Origin of the sequence: Flavobacterium foetidum (assembly GCF_004634245.1) — a bacterium.
Taxonomy (GTDB): domain Bacteria; phylum Bacteroidota; class Bacteroidia; order Flavobacteriales; family Flavobacteriaceae; genus Flavobacterium; species Flavobacterium foetidum.
Genome location: NZ_SJTF01000009.1, coordinates 55,794 through 75,723 on the forward strand (window position 1 = coordinate 55,794; position 19,930 = coordinate 75,723).

Sequence of the window (19,930 nt, forward strand, 5' to 3'; positions counted from 1 at the left end):
ACTTTAAATAGATTATAAATTTAATGAACTTTACTTTTCCTATTTAAAAAAACAACAAAAAAAAAGCAGAACCTAAATTCTGCTTTTTTGTTTTGATTTATTCAATCTCTGTTTTTACAGTAATCGGAAGGCTGTATGCAGTACGGACAGCTTTTCCGTCTACCATTCCAGGTACCCATTTCGTTTTTAAAGATTTCAAAACTCTAATGGCTTCTTTTCCCATTCCGTAACCAGGATCGTTTCTAACAATGATATCAGTAAGAGATCCGTCTTTTTCGATAACAAAAGAAACATATACTTTTAATGTCTTTTCAACATCAAGTTCAGGTCGGTTAAAGTTTCTGCCTACATAAGTGTAGAATTTTTCTATACCACCCGGAAATTCAGGAAGTTTGTCCAATGCACTAGTTGGTACAGGAGTCAAGATTTCTGGTTTGTCTCCAGTGCCGTTAAGAACTCCATCGCCATTTCCGTCTGATGGAATTGCATTTTTTACATTTCCGTCGCCATTCCCAGTATTAGATAGAGGTACGACATTGTCTGTGTTTTTGGCAATATCCGGCGTTGCTTGATTTTCAGGTACAATCAAGGGGTCTACCAATTGTTTCGTCTCGATTACATCTGTTGTGGCTGCCTGTTGTGCAGGTGGTGGAGCAACTTCTTCTGTCTTAGGTTGAACAATTTCATTAGACAAATCTACAGGAGTAAGTGGTTCCGAATCTAATGGAATAGGTTCTTGCACAACATTTGGTGTCGTAAATTTACTTATAAGCACAGGCACACTTCCTAGTGCAGTTATTAACAGCAAACCCATAAATAGAGCAGTGACAGTGGTTTTAGGATTTTCCTGGCGTAATTGATACGCACCATACTCTTTGTTTTTATTTTCGAAAACAAGATCAGTCCACTTGGTTTCGTAAAGGCTTAATTTAGACATAATTTTGGGTTTTAAGGTTAAGTAACTTTAAATCATAAGCAATAAATTTTGGGTTGAGCTGACAATCTAAAAATAGCCAGTTTTAATGTGACAAAAAAGTTTTTTAAGAATAAAACTAAGAATATCTTATTCTTTTAATAAAGATAATAAATTATCTGTTACGTTCGATAATTTCTGCCAATAATTTTTTGGCGCGAAGAAGTTTTACTTTTACACTGCTTAGAGGCTCGTCAATTTTAGCTGCAATTTCCTGATATGTCATTTCCTGAAAATAGCGCAACTGAATTACTTCTTGATAGTGGGGTTTTAATTCTTTGATGCATAAAAGAAGTCTGGATAGATTCTGTTCTTTAATTAAAGCATCTTCTGCAGAAGGAGTTGGGTCTGCAATATTATAGGCTTGCTGGTCTTCGTTGTCGGTAATTTCGATAAAAAGATTGGTTTTCTTTTTTCTCAATATATCGATATACACATTTTTTGCAATTGCAATAAGCCAGGTGTTGAATTGAAATTCGGGATTGTAAGAGCCAATTTTGTCAAATGCTTTGGCAAAGGTTTCTATAGTAATGTCTTCTGCGGTGGTTTCGTTTTCGGTGCGTTTGAGCATGAAGCTGTAAACCTCATTCCAATAATGGTCTAATAAAAAAGTAAAGGCGATTTGATCGCCTTTTTTTGCTTTTTCTATTTTAGAATTTATTTCCAATATACTGGTTTTGAAAAGATATTAGTTATAAAGATATTAATTTGCGTTAATATAAGCGCAATTTCTACCACAGGAAACCAAAATTTTAGGTCATTTTCTTTAAGTTTCCCTGCAGAACATCCAATTACTGTCCAAGTTATGGTATATCGAGCTGCGAGTATTGCCAATACTGCTATCCATTGAAATTGAAATGAAAGCAGAATAATTGCTAATAAAAAGAAGAAAAACTGGGAGCAGAAAAATAAGCCCAATTGCATTTTGTCAAAGAATTTATAATGCTCTGCAGTAGAAACGTGTCTTCTCTTTTGGGTAAACCAATCTTTAAAAGTTTTTTTAGGTTTAGAATAGGTAAAACTCTCTGGAGCAAATGCAATTGTGGTGTTGCTCTTGTTGGCGGCTTCGTTTACAAACAAATCATCATCTCCGGAACGTACCTGAATATGATTTATAAATCCGTTTACGTTAAAAAATTCTTCTTTTTTGTAAGCTAAATTTCTTCCAACGCCCATATACGGAAGTCCTGATTTTGCCCAAGAAAAATATTGCACAGCTGTCAAAACTGTTTCAAAACGTATGATTTTATTAAGAAATGATCTTTCTACTTTTTCATAACCGCCGTAACCCAGCACAATTGTTTTTTCATTAGTAAACTGAGAAGTCATGGCAGTAATCCAATCTTTTGAAGCTGGATAACAGTCTGCGTCTGTAAAAAGAAGGAATTCTTTTTTTGCCGCCTTGATTCCGAGTGTTAGAGCATATTTTTTGTTACCCCAGAAAGCTTCGTTGTTTTCAACCTTAACTAAACGGATGTTAGGGTACTTAGTTTCGAATTCTTCAAAAATTTCAAGCGTTTCGTCTCTTGACGCATCGTCAATTAAGACAATCTCGAAATCCGGATAATCTTGTTCTGCCAGCAAAGGCACATATTTTTTTACATTTTCTTCTTCATTTTTGGCGCATACGATAACAGAAACGGGAACGTTTTTTGGTTTGATTTCTTGTGGTCTGCTGAAAGCAAATTTCCCAAAAACTCCTAAGTAGTAACAAATCTGAATGAAAACAATAATAATAAAAGAGTAAAATATGTATATAAGCATCTGTTTTATTTAGTGACTAATAATTCTATTTCTGAGATTGCAAATGTAATTATGAATTCGTTAAATTCAACACCCAAAAGTAATTTACTTTCTGCATTTTGACATTTCTTCTGCAACGGCAATAGACTGAGCATTTTCGGTTTTTTGTAACTCCAAAATTATATTTTTATAGTTCTTGTCGTCACGGTTTTGAGATAGTTTTTTAACTGCCTGGATTTCTTCGATTTCGATTTCCAAACCAAATATACCACGAGCTTCGCGCATTGTTTTTGCAGATAATTCTTCGACTCTCACGGGATTTTCAGAATGGGTTTCGTACTTGTCTACCAATTTTTTTAGCTGTTCAATTGCGGTGGTTTCATCTACAATTTTTATTCTTCCGTAAACGTGTACTGCGGTGTAATTCCATGTCGGAACGTTTTCGTGGTCGTACCAAGAAGAAGAAATATAGCTATGCGGACCTGAAAAAACAGCCAGAACTTTATCGTCTTGTCTGAAACCTTCAGCCTGTGGATTTAATTTTGAAATATGCCCATGTAGAATTTCTTTTCCTTCGGCGTTTACGTCAAGTTCCATTGGTATGTGCGTCGCCCAAAGTCTTCCGTTTGTTTGGTTGATTAAAATTCCGAAACTGTTTTGATTTATGAATGCCTTAATAGATTCTGGATTTTCGTCTTTGTACAAGTCTGGTATATACATGGTTTAGCGATTATGTTAGTGATTTTCCAAAACAGACCGCTTCAAGACGGTCTTTGTATTTTCCGTAATTAGGAATTGTTTTATATCCTTGCTTTTCATAAAACCGAATAGCTTGCAGATTCTTCGCCCTTGTTTCTAGTGCTAACGTAGAAAAACCATTTTCTTTGGCTTTTTCTTCTAGAAAATTTAAAATTGACTGCCCGATTTTCTGCCCTTGATATTTGGCATACATCCTTTTGATCTCTCCAGTTTTTTCATCTATAGGCCTTACAGCTCCGCATCCTACTATTTCATTATTCGTTTCTGCGATAGCAAAAACAAAATCAGGATTGTTGTTTTCCCAATTGGTAAAAGAATTTTTTCCATCGCTTCCAAAACGAATATAAAGATTTTCAGATAGTTCTTCGATTATCGGAGCAGCTTTTTCGTTGTCTGGATTTGTAATTCTAATTTTCAATTGAATTGTTTTTAAAGTTTACGCTAAAATATAAAATCAACAATCCCAAAACAGTAAAAGTTGCTCCTTCGATTAAACATTGCGTGCCGAAATCATCAGAAAATAAAGCTCTTATTGGATGAAACGGACGAGAAATAATTCCTCTTCTAAAGAGTTTTAGTTTTAATAGAATGTACATGACCAAGGCAACCAAAATAGTGTTCAGAGCCGAAAGCTTGTTTTTCCAGTTTAAGAATGAAACTATAAAAATTCCGATGACAAGCCCGATGAATATCCAGATGTAGATTCCGGGAAAAAAGTTGAAAAAATCTTCTTTGGAAGGAAAGGAGTTTTTCCAGCATTCCGATGTTTGATCGTTGAAATGATTTATTGCACAAAGGAATTTTTCTGCAACCGAGAAATACCGCAATTGCAGTATTCCGTTTGTCAGTAAAGTTATTCCGAGGAATTGCAGTAAAATAACTCGAATATCCAGTTTTTTCATTAAATTTTGGTTAGGTAAGTTAGCTGTGTTTAATTTTAAATCACATTCACTTCAGCCTCAATTTGAATGCCAAAAATTTCAAAAACAGCCTTTTGAACTTCTTTTGATACTGTTAAGATTTCCTGTCCAGTTGCGTTTCCGTAATTTACCAAAACCAAAGCCTGATTTTTGTGAACTCCAGCATCTCCAAAACGTTTTCCTTTAAAGCCTGCTTGCTCAATCAACCAGCCGGCGGGAACTTTTACTTCGGTTTCAGAAACTTCGTAAAATTTCATTTCGGGAAATTTTTGATGGATTTTCTCAAATTCAGATTTTGATATAATTGGATTTTTAAAGAAACTGCCGCTGTTTCCTAATTCTTTAGGGTCAGGAAGTTTGCTTTGTCTAATGGCAATTACGGCATTACTGACATCTTTTAAGGTTGGTTCGCTGATATTGTTTTTAGCCAATTCAGCTAGAATATCTCCATAAGAAGTGTTGATTTTATGATTGCGTTTAGTCAATTTAAAAACAACCGAAGTAATAATATATTGGTCTTTTACTTCATTTTTAAAAATGCTTTCGCGGTAGCCAAAACTACATGCCGCATTGTCAAAAGTTTTCATTTCCTGAGTGGCAATATTCATCGCTTCGCAAGAAACAAAAGTGTCTTTAATTTCGGTTCCGTAAGCGCCGATATTCTGAACAGGGGTAGTGCCTACATTTCCAGGAATAAGCGACATATTTTCTAGTCCGCCGAAATTATTGTCGATTGTCCAAAGAACAAAGTCGTGCCACGTTTCTCCAGCCTGACTTTCAACCCAGACAAAATCATCGTCTTCTTTGATTATTTTTTTGCCTTTTAAATCAATATGAATAACCAAAGCATCGATATCTTTCGTTAAAAGCATATTGCTTCCGCCGCCCAAAATAAATTTTTTTTCATTTTTGTTCGCTAACAAAATGGTTTTTAGTTCGTCTATAGAATGAACGGCAACAAATTGCTTAGCATTGGCTTCAATTCCAAAAGTATTATATTTTTTTAAAGAGAAATTGGATTGGATTTCCATAAATAAAAGGCTTTTTAATCTGATTCAAAAGTAAGGATTATAAGTTTTTTTTCTAACCGCAAAGACGCAAAGTTTTCGCAAAGTTCGCTAAGCTTTGCGTTCATTGCGTAAATCTTAGCGAACTTTGCGGTTATATTATGTTTGAGAATCTAGCAACTCATGATATTTCTCCGATATAACCTTCATATTTACATCATAATTCGCATTTTCTTCTACGAATTTTCGGTTTCGGATAATAGCCTGATTTCGAGATTCGGAATTTTCAAAAGACCAGATTAATTCATTGGACAGCATTTCGATATTGTCAACTTCAATCAATTGTCCGTTTTCCCGATGCGCGATCCAGCTTCGATTTCCGGGAATATCTGAAACTATTGGGTAACAATTGCAAGCCATTGCTTCAAACAACGATGCCGAAACGCCTTCTGTAGTTGGCATGCTGATATAGATGTTTGATTGTTGCAATAATGTAGGAAGTTCTGTATTCGGAATTCTGCCTGTAAAAATGACTTTGCTTTCTATTTGAAGTGCTATAGCTAAATTTTTTAAATATTGCAGTCGTGTTCCGTCTCCAACAATTGTCAGTGAAAAATCAATTCCTTTTTGATGTAAAATTCCAAAAGCCTTTAAGATAGAATCATGTCTATATTCTGGTTGAAGAGAGCGCGTCACAATTGCTTCAATTTTATTGGAATTATTAGTTGAAGGTGCAAAAAGAGACAAATCAATTCCTTTAGGAAGAACCAAAACTTTGTTCATATCAACTCCGGAGGCTTTCATGTGAATTGCCATGACAGGTCCCCAAGCGTGAATTAAATGCGCTTTTTTGAAAGCTTGTTGCTGAATGAATTTCTTAAAAGAATATAAAATAGATTCTTCTGGCCATAAATCGGTTCGGCCTTGTTGCGCGATGGCAATCGTTTTAGAGCCAGATATTGAGGCAAGAAAACCATAACTGGTCGTTCTTTCTGCAATAACCATGTCTGGTTTTTCTCTTCGAATGATTTTTCGGATAGTAAGCGGAGCGAACAAATATTCTAAAATGCGTTTGAATCTCTGCGTGTTCGGAGTTTGAAGCTCCCAAGTAATGATTTCAAAATCACCAAATTCTTTCAGGCCTTTCATCCACGTTATGGCGTCGGCGCGGTAAGATTCTCCAAGAAAAAGTATTTTTCTTTTCATTCAATGAATACGTTTTTTGTTGCCACAAATTTCACAAATTTCCACAAATTAATTCGTGTCAATTCGTGTCAATTCGTGAAATTCATGTCAATTCGTGAAATTCGTGGCTATTTTTATTCGTCAGTATCTAAAGCGCGATTGATAAAATCATTTAAAGGTTTAAGAGCAATTAGTTTTTTGCTCATTTTCTTTGCAAAATCTTTTTCCAACACTTCAGAAACATTGTAAACTTGAGTGGCAGTGAAACTTTTCAGTTTTAAGAACTCAATTGCAGGATGGTCTTTTTCGTAACCACGTGGCATGCTTTTTAGAGAATTATTTTCGTTTATATCCAGATTTCCAAACTCTTTTTTAAAGTTTTTGTCGTTTAAGATTTCCTGCAAATCATCATAAAAAAAAGCGATTTCTTTACGGACTTTTTTCAGCTCATCTGAATCTGGCGAATAAAATCCGCCGGCTATAAAACTGGCGCCTTTTTCTATATGAACATAATAACCTGAGCGATTTGCACCTTTCGCACCAGACGAAAGCCAAACGCCTAAATGTGCTTTATAAGGAGACTTGTCTTTAGAAAATCGTATATCGCGATTGATTCTGAATGTACAATCTTTAACCTCAAGTAATTCCAGCGAAGGATCAAGCGGTTTCATGACATCCAAAAAAGCGCTTACCAATTGATGATAGTCTTTTTTGAAAACCTCATATCTCTTTTTATTCTCCTGAAACCATTCTCTATTGTTGTTCTTTTTTAAATCGTCTAAAAATTGCAATGATTCTTTAGTCAGCATATTCTATATTTTTGATTGCAGTTGTTTTTTTTTAAACTCGTTTTTTTAGTTTGCCACGAATTACACGAATTTACACTAATTTATTTTCTTATTTAGCCACAGATTAAAAGATTTACACAGATTGAATCATTTTACTACTTTCAAATTGTGGCAAAAATAATTGGTGTAAATTCGTGAAATTCGTGGCAAAAAAACTTTACAAATTAAAAATCTTATAGGTTTGATGCGTCGATTTTACAATCGCTTCGGTTCGTTCCGGATGAGTGTCAGAAATAAAAAGCTGGCCGAAAGTTTCGCTGTTTACCATTTCAATGATTTTGGCGACACGGGTTTCGTCCAGTTTGTCAAAAATATCATCAAATAATAAAATAGGTTTTACGCCGCTTTGTTTTTTCAAGAACTCAAACTGAGCCAGTTTCAATGCAATCAAAAAAGATTTTTGCTGTCCTTGCGACCCAAATTTTTTAATAGGATGCGAATCGATTTCAAACAACAAATCATCTTTGTGGATTCCGACGCTAGTATAATGAAGTGCCCTGTCTTTGTTGATGTTTTCCTGTAATAGAGTCAATAAATCTTTTTCAAACAAATGGCTTTCATAAACCAATTGCACATTTTCTGCCGATCCCGTTATTGCCTGATGGTGTACATTAAATATAGGTATAAACTGCTCTAGGAAATCTTTCCGTTTTTCAAAAATAGATTTTCCGTATTCGTTGAGCTGTTCATTATATATAGATAAGGTGTCGTTGTCAAAAGTATGATTAAGGGCAAAATATTTCAATAAGGCATTTCGCTGGGTGATCACTTTTTGATATTGAATAAGCTGATGCAAATAAGCGGCATCCAATTGCGAAATCACACTGTCCATAAATTTACGACGGGTTTCGCTTCCTTCGATAATCAAATCACGGTCGGCGGGCGAAATAATCACCAACGGAATAAAACCGATATGGTCTGAGAATTTTTCGTACGCTTTTCCGTTTCGCTTTAAGACTTTTTTTTGTCCTTTCTTGAGGCTGCAAACAATCTGCTCGACCCTTTCGTTTTTTTCGAGTTCGGCATCAATCACAAAAAACTCTTCTCCGTGTTTAATGTTCTGCAGCGCCATCGGGTTAAAATAGCTTTTTCCGTAGGCCAAATGGTAAATGGCATCCAGAACATTGGTTTTCCCGATTCCGTTTTTGCCCACGAAACAATTGATTTTGATGTCGAAATCAAAACTCGCTTCAGAAAAGTTTTTATAATTGAATAATGAGATTTTGTTCAGATGCATTTTTTAGAAGACTCTATATAAATAAAGTTGGAAATTTTGTGTCAATTATTTTTTGCTCAGCCACAAATTAAAAGGATTAAAAGGATTTTTTTGAAAAAATAATCTGTGTTAATCTGTGAAATCTGTGGCTAAAAAATAAATTCTTTAGCTTTCAGAAATTGATTTGAATTGTGGGTGCAAATTACCGAAAATTATCGATATAATTGGCTTTAGGACGATTCTGAGTTAATTTATTTTAACGCTTTCGCGAAAGCACAAATGATTATCGAAAATATTTCTTTTAAAATAGTGATAAAATTGAAATTTTTTATCTCAGTTTCAAGAAAAATTTTATTTTTGCCGTTCACTAAATTAATTTTAAATGGCAACTTACAATAAAAGAGGATATAAGACACCAAAGGAGAAGGAAGTTAAAGAAGTAACTGAGGAACAACAGGTAGTTATTGACGAAAAAGACAGCACTACAGCTGGCGTTTTCTCAAAATTAGACGAGACTGCTTCAAAAACTGAGGATTGGGTGGCTAAAAATCAAAAAATCATTATTGGTTTGGTTGCTGGTATTGCTGTTGCAACTATCGGTTATCTAGCTTACCAAAAATTTATTGAAAACCCAAAACAAGAAGAAGCGGCAAGCGAAATGTTTGTGGCGCAACAAAACTTTGAAAAAGCGCTAAACGGTGTTTCAAGCGATTCATTATATAAATTATCATTGAATGGTTCTGAAGGTAAATTCGGTTTTGTAAAAATCGCTGAAGAATATTCTGGTACAGATGCAGGAAACTTAGCTAATTACTATGCAGGAACTGCTTATTTGAATACAGGAAAATTTGATGAGGCTATTAAATATTTAGGAGAATTCAAATCTGATGACGTAATCTTAAGCGCTCTAGCAAAAGGAGCTATCGGAGATGCTTATTCTCAGAAAAATCAGCAGAAAGAAGCATTAGATTATTATGTAAAAGCGGCAGAATCTAACAAAAACGATTTTACTACTCCTCGTTTCCTTTTAAAAGCTGCTAAAACTGCTTTGGCATTAGGGCAAAAAGAAGATGCATTAAAATATCTTAACGATATAAAAGATAATTACGATACAGCTCCAGAAGCAGCTTCTGTAGACTTATTAATCGGATTAGCGCAATAAAAATTTTAGACTTTAGATTTAAGATTGTAGATTTGTATTTACGAATTTATAGTCTAAATCAAAATACTAAAATATTACAGATGGCTACTGAAAATAAAAACTTGTCAGAGTACGATAAAAACACAATCCCAAATGCGAAAGACTTTCGATTTGGGATTGTTGTTTCTGAATGGAATGATACAATCACAGAAGGACTTTACAATGGCGCTTTTGAAGCTTTAATCGATTGTGATGTTCCTGCCCAGCAGATTATACGCTGGAATGTTCCGGGAAGTTTTGAGCTTATTTACGGAGCAAAAAAAATGCTGCAAACTCAAAATGTTGATGCCGTTATTGTAATCGGATGTGTGATTCAGGGAGAAACAAAACACTTCGATTTTGTTTGCGAAGGCGTGACGCAAGGAATCAAAGATTTGAATGTTCAGACTGATATTCCTGTCATTTTCTGTGTTTTAACAGATAACAATATGCAACAATCAATCGACAGAAGCGGTGGCGCTCACGGAAACAAAGGGACCGAGGCAGCAATTGCGGCAATCAAGATGGCATATATCCGCCAACAGGCTTCAATTTCGCATGCTTTTAATCAGCCATTACTATCATCAGGCGCAATTCAGATTGAAGAAACTCCAATCAAAATAGACAAAGAATAAACACAATTGTTTTAAAATAATAAAACCTATACTGTGTGAAAATGGTATAGGTTTTTTGTTTTTTTTATGACAGCTGTTGTTCCAAAACCAAAGCAAAATTTACTAAATTTGTGCTTCTTGGTTCAAAAAACTTAACCTAATCTTAAAAAATATTTTCGCTTAATGTCAAGTATCATTCAATTACTTCCCGATCACGTTGCTAATCAGATTGCCGCCGGCGAGGTGGTGCAGAGACCCGCATCGGTCGTTAAAGAGTTGTTGGAAAATGCTGTTGATGCAAAAGCAACTGATATTAAATTGATTATAAAAGATGCCGGCAAGTCACTTATTCAAGTAATTGATAATGGTGTTGGTATGAATGTGACCGACGCGCGTTTGTGTTTTGCGCGTCATGCAACTTCCAAAATCCGTCAGGCAGAAGATTTGTTTTCTCTTCATACAAAAGGTTTTCGTGGAGAAGCTTTGGCTTCGATTGCGGCAATTGCCCATATGGAAATGAAGACCAAGCAAGATCAGGATGAATTGGGAACTCATATTATAATCGAAGGAAGTAAATTTGTTTCACAAGAGGCTGCTGTGGTTCCGAAAGGAACTTCATTTGCGGTTAAGAATTTATTCTTTAATATTCCGGCGCGCCGAAATTTTTTAAAATCAGATACTGTAGAATTTCGCCATGTTATGGATGAATTTCAGCGTGTTGCTCTCGCTCATCCTAATATTCATTTCACATTTTATCATAACGGAAGCGAAATGTATAATCTGCCTGCTGCGGGATATCGCCAAAGAATTGTGGGGATTATGTCGGGCAAAACCAATGAAAAACTGGTTCCAGTAAACGAAGATACCGAGATCATCAATATTCAGGGATTTGTTTGCAAACCAGAGTTTGCCAAGAAAAATAGAGGGGAGCAGTTCTTTTTTGTAAACGACCGATTTATTAAAAGCGGTTATTTGCATCATGCCGTAATGTCTGCATACGAAGGATTGCTGAAAGACGGTTGCCAGCCAAGTTACTTCTTGTTTCTTCAGGTTCCGCCAAATACGATTGATATTAATATTCATCCCACTAAAACAGAGATTAAGTTTGATGATGAGCAAGCTTTGTACGCTATTTTGCGAGCATCAATCAAACATAGTTTAGGGCAGTTTAATGTTGCTCCGGTTTTAGATTTTGATAGAGATGCCAACTTAGATACGCCATATCATTACAAAGATATGGAGGCAGAGACACCTACCATTCAGGTTGATACTACTTTTAATCCGTTTACAGACGATAAGACCAATCAGCATTACAGCAAAGCCAGTTCGGGAACTTCTAGTTACAGCAGTTCAGGAGCGTCATCGGGTTCGTCTTATTCTGGATCTTCGTTTTCTGGTTATTCGAAAAGAGTAGAACCAACCGCAAGCTGGGAAAGTTTGTATGTTGGTTTGGATACCGAAAATCCTGAAAGCATCGAGAGTTCTCCTTTTACATTCGAAAATGAAGAGGTTACTTCTTCGCTTTTTAATGAAGATGAGGTAGAGCAGGTAGCACAGAAAACGTATCAAATTCATAAAAAATACATTGTTTCTCCAATTAAATCGGGGATGATTATTGTAGATCAGCAGCGAGCGCATCAGCGTATTTTGTACGAACAGTTTTTGCTGAACATGACAGTCAATCAGGCGGCAAGCCAACAACTGCTTTTTCCTTTAGATTTGTTTTATTCCGCTTCAGAGATGAAACAGATTGAAGAATTAAAACCCTCGCTGGAAACAACTGGATTTGTTTTTGATGATTCGAAAACAGATCATTTAGTAGTGTCGGGAATTCCGGTAAATATTACCGAAAGCGAAGTTTCATTAGTAATCGAGCAATTGTTGAGCGATCTGCAGGACGGAATTCCGGCCAACAGTTTCAGCCAAAATGATACCATTGCCAAATCTATGGCAAAAAGTTTAGCGGTTAAAACGGGATCTTATTTAACCGAAAAAGAGCAGGATAATCTCGTAAACGGTTTATTTGCCTGTAAAGATCCAAATATTTCACCTTTTCAAAAACCTACCTTCATCACCATGCGTGTTGAAGATATAGATAAAAAGTTTGCCTTATGATGAATATGACTCCAGTTGTAAAACAGCTGCTTATAATTAATATTATCTTTTTTATTGGTTCGCAGTTAGTGCCAGTTTCTTATGAGTATTTAATGTTGTATTATCCAGAAAGCGATCAATTCAGGATATGGCAGATTATTACGCATATGTTTATGCATGCACCATGGCCAAATTTTGCTCATATTTTATTTAATATGTTTGCTTTATATAGTTTTGGTTCTGCGTTGGAGCATTTTTGGGGAGGAAAAAAATTCTTGTTTTTCTACATCTCATGCGGATTAGGAGCGGCTTTGTTGCATACGGGTGTCAATTACCTGCAATTACAGTCTCTTTTAAGTTCTGTATCTGATTTAAATTTATCGAAATCTGAACTGCATTTGATTTTGAATGCCGATTATCAGTCTTTGTTTGATGCAAGTGGCAAGATGGTGCAGGGAGAAATCGCAACGATATTGAATAAATCGCATTGTACACAGGAACAGTTTAATGTTTTACAGCAGGCTGGTATAATCATGCAATCACCGGTTTTAGGAGCTTCTGGCGCTATTTACGGTTTGCTGACTGCTTTTGCATTTATGTTTCCCAATGCACAGCTTGCTTTATTATTTATTCCAGTTCCGATAAAAGCGAAATACTTTGTTCCTGGAATCTTAGCAATCGATTTGTTTTTAGGATTCAAAGGCAGTTCTTTGTTTGGAACTGGCGGAACAGGAATTGCGCATTTTGCCCATGTTGGTGGCGCAGTAGCAGGGTTTTTAATGATGTGGTACTGGAAAAAAAATCAATTTAATGGCAATCGTTGGAATTAATTTCTAACTTTAATAATTAATTGTAAAAAACCAACAGAGGCTTTATGAATATTCTTGACGATTTAAAACTGCAATATAGATTAGGCGGTATAGCGATGCGCATTATTTATTGGAATATAGCTTGTTTTATTATTTCTTTGGTTTTTTTCTGGCCGAAATTCACAGGAGCATTTGACTATCCAAGCTGGTTGGCTTTGTCCTCAGATCCTCAGGTTTTTATGTTTAAGCCGTGGACGTTTTTAACTTATGCTTTTTTTCATTTTGATTTTTGGCATTTGTTGTTCAATATGATGGTTCTAAATTTTGCGAGCAACTTGTTTTTGACCTATTTCACTCAAAAGCAATATCTAGGATTATACATTTTAAGCGCGCTTTTTGCCGGAATTGTATTTGCAATAAGTTTTTATTTTTCGGATATTTATGGTTCAATTGTAGGAGCTTCGGCTGCCATAATGGCTGTTTTGGTCGCAACAACAACGTATTCTCCGCTAATGAATGTTCGTTTGTTTCTCTTCGGAAATGTAAAACTCTGGCATATAACGGCGGTAATTTTAGTTTTAGATTTAGTGCAGTTTCGCTCAGGAAATATGGGCGGACATATTTCGCATTTGGCTGGAGCGCTCTTCGGATTTGCTTACATCAAACTGTTGCAGAACGGAACCGATTTAAGTCTAATTATTACTCGCATGTTAGATTTCTTCGCAAATCTGTTTAGAAAATCCCCTAAGACCCCATTTAAAAAAGTTTATAAAAATTACAACAAACCTACAGAAAGAACAACATCAAAAATTGTAACAAAAGACAAAACGCAACAGCAGATTGATGAAATTTTGGACAAAATCAGCCAGTCGGGTTACGATTGCTTAACAAAAGAAGAAAAAGAGTTTTTACTTAAAGCTGGAAAATAATCTTGTAGGGAAAAATTATGAAAAACCTTTCCTGGTTTAATAAAATCATGTTTTTTTTGAACATAGTACTAACTGTAGTTACATTTAGTGTCTATATTCTTCCGTTTTTGGCACCGAAAAGCTTTCCGCTTTTATCGGTGCTTACGTTGTTTATGCCGGCTTTTTTTGTCGCCAACGGACTTTTCTTTGTCTATTGGGCAATTCAGTTTAAGAAACGCCTTATTTTGTCTGGTTTGGTTTTGCTTATCGGGATTACCTTTATCAATAAATTCTATAAGTTTTCTGCAAAAGAATATATCCGAGACGAAAAGGATTTCTCGGTTATGAGTTATAATGTCCGTCTTTTTAATGTTTTTAAATGGCTGGATCGCGACGACATCCCGTCTAATATCAAAAGTTTTATAGACGAAAAAGATCCTGATATTTTATGCATTCAGGAATATTCTAATTCTGCTCATTTGGATTTAAAGGTTTATCCGCATCGCTATATTTTTATTGACGGAAATAAAGTGAAAACTGGTCAGGCTATTTTTTCTAAATTCCCAATTATTGATGAAGGAAATATCGTGTTTCCTAAATCGGATAACAATGTAGTTTATGCTGATATTAAGCGCGGAAAAGATATTATTCGTGTTTACAATATGCACTTGCAGTCGATTAAGATATCTCCTGATGTAAGCGAAATTTCGGATGATATCGACAATGTAAATCAGAAGAAATCACAACGTATTTATGCTCGAATCAGCAAAAGTTTCAAGCAACAGCAAGAGCAGGCTGAAATCTTCAAAGAGCATATCAAAAAATGCAAATACCCAATCATTATTTGCGGAGATATGAATAATAGTCCGTTTTCTTATATCTATAGAAACATAAAAGGAAAACTGAAAGATGCTTTTGAAGAGGCTGGAGAAGGTTTTGGAGCAACTTATAAGTTTAAATATTATCCTGCCCGAATTGACTACATTTTTACGGATAGCAAAATGAAAGTTAAGCAGTTTGAAAGTTTTCCGGATTTCGAAAATTCAGATCATTATCCAATTATGACCAGACTTTCAATTGATTAAATTGATAAAAAGTTGAGGCTTAGATGTGTTGAAAGTGGAATAAAACCTAACAATCTAATAACCTAATAATTTATATTATTTCCTGAGTCTTCAGATAATCCATTGCAAATTTGCCTTCGTTAAAAAGCAAATCCAAAACACTCAAATTGTTGATAAAACCGTGTTTGTCATCAAAAACCTGGGTATATTTTTCGAATGAGTTGGCATCTTTTTTTCCATTTGCCAAATATCTAAAATCGGCAAAATCGGGTGTTTCATGAAAGTATTCAGCTGTTTTCCCGAATTCAATTTTCATTCGAAGACATTTGGTAACAATATCTAAAACTTCGAAATTCAAATCCATCAAGAAAGCATGTTTTTTCTCGAAAATAGGAGTTATGTCATCTTCGAAATATTCAAAGAAAGGAGAGCTTCTATAAGCGGCCTCCAATGATTTAAAATGCTGTTTCTGCCAATCAAATTCATTTTCAATCAAAATGTCTTTTGTTTTTTGATGTGCAGTTTTTGAATGCTTTACAGGAATGTTTAAAAGCTGAATTCCGTTCGGACTATAGATGTAAGTTCGATTTCTATTGGTCTGCTTCTGGAAATTATCTTCCATTTCAAAAGTAATAGTTTCAGATTGTGCCATTACAGCAAAATGACTAATAGAAGGAAAATATGTTGGAAGTAGTAGGGAATTCATGTTTTAGTTTTTGTTTAAACGTTTCAGGTTTCAAATTTCAAGTTTTACACGGACTTGAAATTTGAAACCTGACACAAAAATAACTTTTTTTAATTATTCTTTATTTGCTTTTCTTTTTTTCCAGAAAAACTCTCCAATAAAGTAAGCCGCAAGAAGCATTAAGAAATACTTAAAGTAAGATTGTGGCTGTCCTTCTCCGTCAACAGTTGTAAATACTCTGTCCCATCGGATTTTGTTAATGCCTTTTCCATTTGTATCCCAGCTCAACCAAATAAAGACTGGTTTTCCTACGATGTGGTTTTCAGGAACATATCCCCAATAACGGCTGTCTTCAGAGTTGTGTCTGTTATCTCCCATCATCCAGTAGTAATTCTGTTTGAAGGTATAAGTTGTAGCGGGCTTTCCGTTGATTAAAAATTTAGAACCTTGTAACTCTAATTTATTTCCTTCGTAATTTGTGATGATTTCTTTGTAGAAAGGAAGCGATTCGTTGTTTAATGCTACAGTTTTTCCGGCTTCAGGAATATAAATTGGCCCCATATTGTCCTGGCTCCATTTGTTGATATGTGGGAAAATAGCATTATCATTTCCTTTGTCGATTATTCTTTTGATTCCAGTTACCCCTGGAGTGTTTTTCAAGCGTTCGGCGCCAGCCTCTGTTAAGGCTCTAAAATATATGGTATCTCTTTTTTCGTTGGTTAAAAAACCATCTGTAATATCTAATTCTTTAAAGATTGTTTCGAAGTCAATAGGAGTTTTTCCGTCCAAAGCTACCGAATATGAAAATTGAGGTTTTGCTCTTTCTGGAAGCACCAATTTCTTGCCATTAATAAAAACAAAGCCGTCTTTAATAGATAAGCTGTCTCCAGGAATACCTACGCATCTTTTTACATAATTTGACTTTTTGTCTATAGGCTTAATAACGCCTGGTCTGCCTTTTGGCTCGAAGAAATAATGAACGGTATCTACAGGCCAATTGAAGACCACAATATCGCAACGGTTGATTTTTTCTATTGCTGGAAGCCTAAAATAAGGTAATTGTGGCCAGCTTAAGTAAGATTTGCTTTTTGTAAGCGGAATCGAATCGTGCACCATTGGCAGAGCAACAGTTGTCATAGGTACTCTCGGGCCATAATTTATTTTGCTGACAAATAAAAAGTCACCAATTAATAGTGATTTCTCTAATGATGAAGTCGGAATAGTATACGGCTGAATTACATAAGTGTGCACCAAGGTAGCTACGATAATTGCAAAAAGAAGTGAACTTATGGTGTCGCCAGTCTTATTTTCTGCAGTTAATTTGCGATCTGGATTGTGTTGTAATTTTTGAGTGTAATTGACATAGTAAATGTAAAAACCAAGAGTGACAAGTACTAGAATCGTGTCTAAAGTTGATTTTTTGCCAAAAGATCTTAAAGTTTCAACCCATACAACCGGAAACATTATAAGGTTAATGATCGGAATGAAAAGCAGCAATGTCCACCAAGTTGGTCTTTTGATGATTTTCATTAAAATGATTGAATTGTAAACCGGGATTGCGGCTTCCCAACTTTTTCTTCCTGCAGCCTGATACATTTTCCAAGTTCCGAGAAAATGAATAATTTGTACCGCTAAGAAAAATACGAACCAAGAGTAAAGTGTCATAATAGTATTTTTTATAATTGATTTAAGATTTTAGAAAAACCTTAAAGTTTATTTTTTTATTGTAAGTTTAAAACATCTTTCATAGTAAAAACTCCCTGTTTTCCTGCAAGCCACTCGGCAGCAATAACGGCGCCAAGCGCAAAGCCTTCACGATTATGAGCAGTGTGTTTTATTTCGATGCTGTCGATAGGTGAGTCGTAGTTGACTGTATGTGTGCCTGGAACTTCACCAATTCGTTTTGCTTCGATATGAATCTGATTGTTTTGAGCCTCTTCTAGAGTCCATTCATCATAATTGCTGTTCTGGATAACGCCTTGTGCCAATGAAATCGCAGTTCCGCTTGGTGCATCAAGTTTATGGATATGGTGAATTTCCTCCATTGAAACTTTGTAGGACTCAAACTGGCTCATGATTTTTGCAAGATATTCATTTAGTCCAAAAAAGATGTTTACACCTAAGCTAAAGTTAGAGCTCGAGATAAATCCGCCTTTTTTTTCGCTGCACAAAGCAAGCATTTCGTCGTAATGTTCCAGCCAGCCAGTTGTTCCAGAGACCACAGGAACTCCAGAGTTAAAACAAGCAGAAATATTGGATACAGCTGCAGTAGGGACACTGAAATCAATAGCGACATCGGCAGTTGATAACCCGTCGTAAGTGTTAAATTCGTCTTTTCTCAAAACAATTTCGTGACCTCTTTCTAAAGCAATTCTTTCAATTACTTTACCCATTTTTCCGTATCCTAAAAGCGCAATTTTCATTATGATTTTTATTTGATTTATTTAATAGAGAATTGTCTATTAAAACTTATAATTAAAGGTTAGTCCAACGTTTGGTTTAAATGTTACATCGTTGGGATAAATTTCGGGACGCATAGACAGCCTTTCGTTTACATTAAACTGTATTAAAGCGGCATCTACATTGGCGTCGATAATATTTAAGACATAGAATCCCACTACAAACAAGGCTGATAAATCTCTGTTTCTTTGGTAGAATTTCTGCCCGGCAATAAGTCTGTTGTCGTCCAGAAATTGGTAGTTGTCGTCATTGTAGCCTTCTAGTCTACGTTTGTAGGCATCTCTATATTGGTGGTACTTTTTGTTATTGTCAATATAGAAATACAAACTGGTACCGATTGCTCCATAAACTAACGGTATTTTCCAGTATTTTTTGTTGTATGCCTGACCTAGACCTGGTAAAATAGCCGAATAAAAAGCTGCTTTTGCTGGTGTTAGCGGATCTATTTCTTCTAATGCAGTAGTGTCTTTTACGACCAAAACCGTGTCTTTTTTTACCTGGGCAAAAAGAGAAACGGTTCCTGCTAAAAAGAACAATAGACCGATGGGGACAATTTTATTCACTATCCGTTTATTAATTTTATAATTCGGTTAAAGTCGGCTTCTGAATTAAACGGAATTGTAATTTTGCCTTTTCCGTTGCCTGCTACTTTGATGTCTACTTTTGAGCCGAAATAATCATTAAAAGTATTTTTTTGTGTTTCTCGTACCACAAATGCTGCGTCTGCTTTTGGTTTTCCTTCTGCTTTTGCTGGCACTCCTTCGTGGTAATTCTTCACCAAGGCTTCTGTTTCACGAACAGAAAGGTTTTGGCTTACAATTTTTTGGTAAATATCAGTCTGAACGTCTAAATCTTCAATGTTGATAATTGCACGACCATGTCCCATGCTGATAAAACCGTCTCGAATACCAGTCTGAATAATCGGATCTAGTTTTAAAAGACGTAAATAGTTGGAAATGGTAGAACGTTTTTTACCAACTCGTTCACTCATTTGTTCTTGCGTTAACTGAATTTCATCAATCAAACGTTGGTATGAAAGGGCGATCTCAATAGGATCTAAATCATGACGTTGAATGTTCTCTACCAAGGCCATTACCAATGACTCATTGTCATTAGCAATACGAATATAGGCTGGGACTGTTGTTAATCCTACTAGAGTAGAAGCGCGAAGACGACGCTCTCCCGAGATTAACTGGTATTTGTTGAAATCTAATTTACGAACAGTAATAGGTTGAATTACACCAAGTTCTTTGATAGAAGTGGCTAATTCTCGTAATGATTCTTCATTAAAATTGCTCCTTGGCTGAAACGGATTTATTTCGATAGCACTTATTTCAAGCTCAATAATGTTTCCAACGACCTTGTCAGCATTTTTGTCTTCTACTGATGAGATATCGTTTTCCGGATCTTTTAATAATGCTGATAATCCTCTTCCTAAGGCTTGTTTTTTAATTGCTTTTGTCAT

At 35.3% G+C, this 19,930-nt stretch carries 21 protein-coding genes; 6 read left to right on the forward strand and 15 right to left on the reverse strand.

Going from position 1 to position 19,930, the window contains the following annotated elements:
• Nucleotides 1–97: 97 nt before the first annotated feature.
• The 10 genes from E0W73_RS12420 to recF all read right to left on the reverse strand — a co-directional run bounded on the left by E0W73_RS12420 (nt 98) and on the right by recF (nt 8,672).
• Entirely contained in the window at nt 98–937 is an 840-nt protein-coding gene (locus E0W73_RS12420; protein ID WP_135222402.1) for an energy transducer TonB, read from the reverse strand.
• A gap of 151 nt (nt 938–1,088) precedes the next feature.
• A complete protein-coding gene (locus E0W73_RS12425; RefSeq protein ID WP_135222403.1) occupies nt 1,089–1,640 on the reverse strand; it encodes an RNA polymerase sigma factor in 552 nt (183 codons plus the stop codon).
• Nucleotides 1,631–2,737 carry a glycosyltransferase gene (locus E0W73_RS12430; RefSeq protein ID WP_135222404.1) on the reverse strand — a complete coding sequence of 369 codons (1,107 nt, stop codon included), beginning with the start codon at nt 2,735–2,737 and terminating at the stop codon, nt 1,631–1,633. The genes E0W73_RS12425 and E0W73_RS12430 overlap by 10 nt, the downstream gene beginning before the upstream one ends.
• Before the next feature lie 84 nt (nt 2,738–2,821).
• A complete protein-coding gene (locus tag E0W73_RS12435; RefSeq protein WP_135222405.1) occupies nt 2,822–3,436 on the reverse strand; it encodes an FMN-binding negative transcriptional regulator in 615 nt (204 codons plus the stop codon).
• A gap of 10 nt (nt 3,437–3,446) precedes the next feature.
• Nucleotides 3,447–3,893 carry a GNAT family N-acetyltransferase gene (locus E0W73_RS12440; RefSeq protein ID WP_244248482.1) on the reverse strand — a complete coding sequence of 149 codons (447 nt, stop codon included), beginning with the start codon at nt 3,891–3,893 and terminating at the stop codon, nt 3,447–3,449.
• Nucleotides 3,883–4,377, reverse strand: coding sequence for a hypothetical protein (locus tag E0W73_RS12445; RefSeq protein WP_135222407.1), 495 nt, complete (start codon nt 4,375–4,377; stop codon nt 3,883–3,885). The genes E0W73_RS12440 and E0W73_RS12445 overlap by 11 nt, the downstream gene beginning before the upstream one ends.
• A 35-nt stretch (nt 4,378–4,412) precedes the next feature.
• Nucleotides 4,413–5,426 carry a UDP-N-acetylmuramate dehydrogenase gene (gene murB / locus E0W73_RS12450; protein WP_135222408.1) on the reverse strand — a complete coding sequence of 338 codons (1,014 nt, stop codon included), beginning with the start codon at nt 5,424–5,426 and terminating at the stop codon, nt 4,413–4,415.
• Between the two features lie 135 nt (nt 5,427–5,561).
• The gene (locus E0W73_RS12455) at nt 5,562–6,608 is read right to left on the reverse strand and encodes a glycosyltransferase (protein WP_135222409.1); all 1,047 of its coding nucleotides are present in this window, start codon (nt 6,606–6,608) and stop codon (nt 5,562–5,564) included.
• Between the two features lie 113 nt (nt 6,609–6,721).
• Nucleotides 6,722–7,396: a DUF2461 domain-containing protein gene (locus E0W73_RS12460; RefSeq protein ID WP_135222410.1), complete on the reverse strand. Its 675-nt coding sequence runs from the start codon at nt 7,394–7,396 to the stop codon at nt 6,722–6,724.
• 196 nt (nt 7,397–7,592) lie between these two features.
• The gene (gene recF, locus E0W73_RS12465; protein ID WP_135222411.1) at nt 7,593–8,672 is read right to left on the reverse strand and encodes a DNA replication/repair protein RecF; all 1,080 of its coding nucleotides are present in this window, start codon (nt 8,670–8,672) and stop codon (nt 7,593–7,595) included.
• Nucleotides 8,673–9,033: 361 nt separating this feature from the next.
• On the opposite strand from recF, the gene E0W73_RS12470 reads away from it, so the two are divergent.
• From E0W73_RS12470 to E0W73_RS12495, 6 genes are all read left to right on the forward strand, one after another.
• Nucleotides 9,034–9,813, forward strand: coding sequence for a tetratricopeptide repeat protein (locus tag E0W73_RS12470; RefSeq protein WP_135222412.1), 780 nt, complete (start codon nt 9,034–9,036; stop codon nt 9,811–9,813).
• An 80-nt stretch (nt 9,814–9,893) separates the two neighbouring features.
• Complete coding sequence (gene ribH / locus E0W73_RS12475; RefSeq protein WP_135222413.1) at nt 9,894–10,466, forward strand: 6,7-dimethyl-8-ribityllumazine synthase; 573 nt, start codon at nt 9,894–9,896, stop codon at nt 10,464–10,466.
• A gap of 162 nt (nt 10,467–10,628) precedes the next feature.
• Nucleotides 10,629–12,560 carry a DNA mismatch repair endonuclease MutL gene (gene mutL, locus E0W73_RS12480; protein ID WP_135222414.1) on the forward strand — a complete coding sequence of 644 codons (1,932 nt, stop codon included), beginning with the start codon at nt 10,629–10,631 and terminating at the stop codon, nt 12,558–12,560.
• A complete protein-coding gene (locus E0W73_RS12485) occupies nt 12,557–13,369 on the forward strand; it encodes a rhomboid family intramembrane serine protease (protein WP_162847701.1) in 813 nt (270 codons plus the stop codon). Before mutL ends, E0W73_RS12485 begins: the two co-directional genes overlap by 4 nt.
• A 44-nt stretch (nt 13,370–13,413) precedes the next feature.
• The gene (locus E0W73_RS12490; RefSeq protein ID WP_135222415.1) at nt 13,414–14,277 is read left to right on the forward strand and encodes a rhomboid family protein; all 864 of its coding nucleotides are present in this window, start codon (nt 13,414–13,416) and stop codon (nt 14,275–14,277) included.
• Between the two features lie 47 nt (nt 14,278–14,324).
• Nucleotides 14,325–15,341, forward strand: a complete 1,017-nt coding sequence (locus tag E0W73_RS12495; RefSeq protein ID WP_135222546.1) for an endonuclease/exonuclease/phosphatase family protein — start codon at nt 14,325–14,327, stop codon at nt 15,339–15,341.
• Nucleotides 15,342–15,411: 70 nt separating this feature from the next.
• On the opposite strand, the gene E0W73_RS12500 is transcribed toward E0W73_RS12495, so the two are convergent.
• The 5 genes from E0W73_RS12500 to E0W73_RS12520 all read right to left on the reverse strand — a co-directional run bounded on the left by E0W73_RS12500 (nt 15,412) and on the right by E0W73_RS12520 (nt 19,930).
• Nucleotides 15,412–16,026, reverse strand: a complete 615-nt coding sequence (locus tag E0W73_RS12500) for a WbqC family protein (protein ID WP_135222416.1) — start codon at nt 16,024–16,026, stop codon at nt 15,412–15,414.
• 93 nt (nt 16,027–16,119) lie between these two features.
• On the reverse strand, nt 16,120–17,670 hold the full coding sequence (gene lepB, locus E0W73_RS12505) for a signal peptidase I (RefSeq protein WP_135222417.1): 1,551 nt from the start codon (nt 17,668–17,670) through the stop codon (nt 16,120–16,122).
• A 56-nt stretch (nt 17,671–17,726) separates the two neighbouring features.
• Nucleotides 17,727–18,428 carry a 4-hydroxy-tetrahydrodipicolinate reductase gene (gene dapB, locus E0W73_RS12510; RefSeq protein WP_135222418.1) on the reverse strand — a complete coding sequence of 234 codons (702 nt, stop codon included), beginning with the start codon at nt 18,426–18,428 and terminating at the stop codon, nt 17,727–17,729.
• Nucleotides 18,429–18,467: 39 nt separating this feature from the next.
• Nucleotides 18,468–19,028: a DUF5683 domain-containing protein gene (locus E0W73_RS12515; RefSeq protein WP_135222419.1), complete on the reverse strand. Its 561-nt coding sequence runs from the start codon at nt 19,026–19,028 to the stop codon at nt 18,468–18,470.
• The gene (locus E0W73_RS12520) at nt 19,028–19,930 is read right to left on the reverse strand and encodes a ParB/RepB/Spo0J family partition protein (RefSeq protein WP_135222420.1); all 903 of its coding nucleotides are present in this window, start codon (nt 19,928–19,930) and stop codon (nt 19,028–19,030) included. The genes E0W73_RS12515 and E0W73_RS12520 overlap by 1 nt, the downstream gene beginning before the upstream one ends.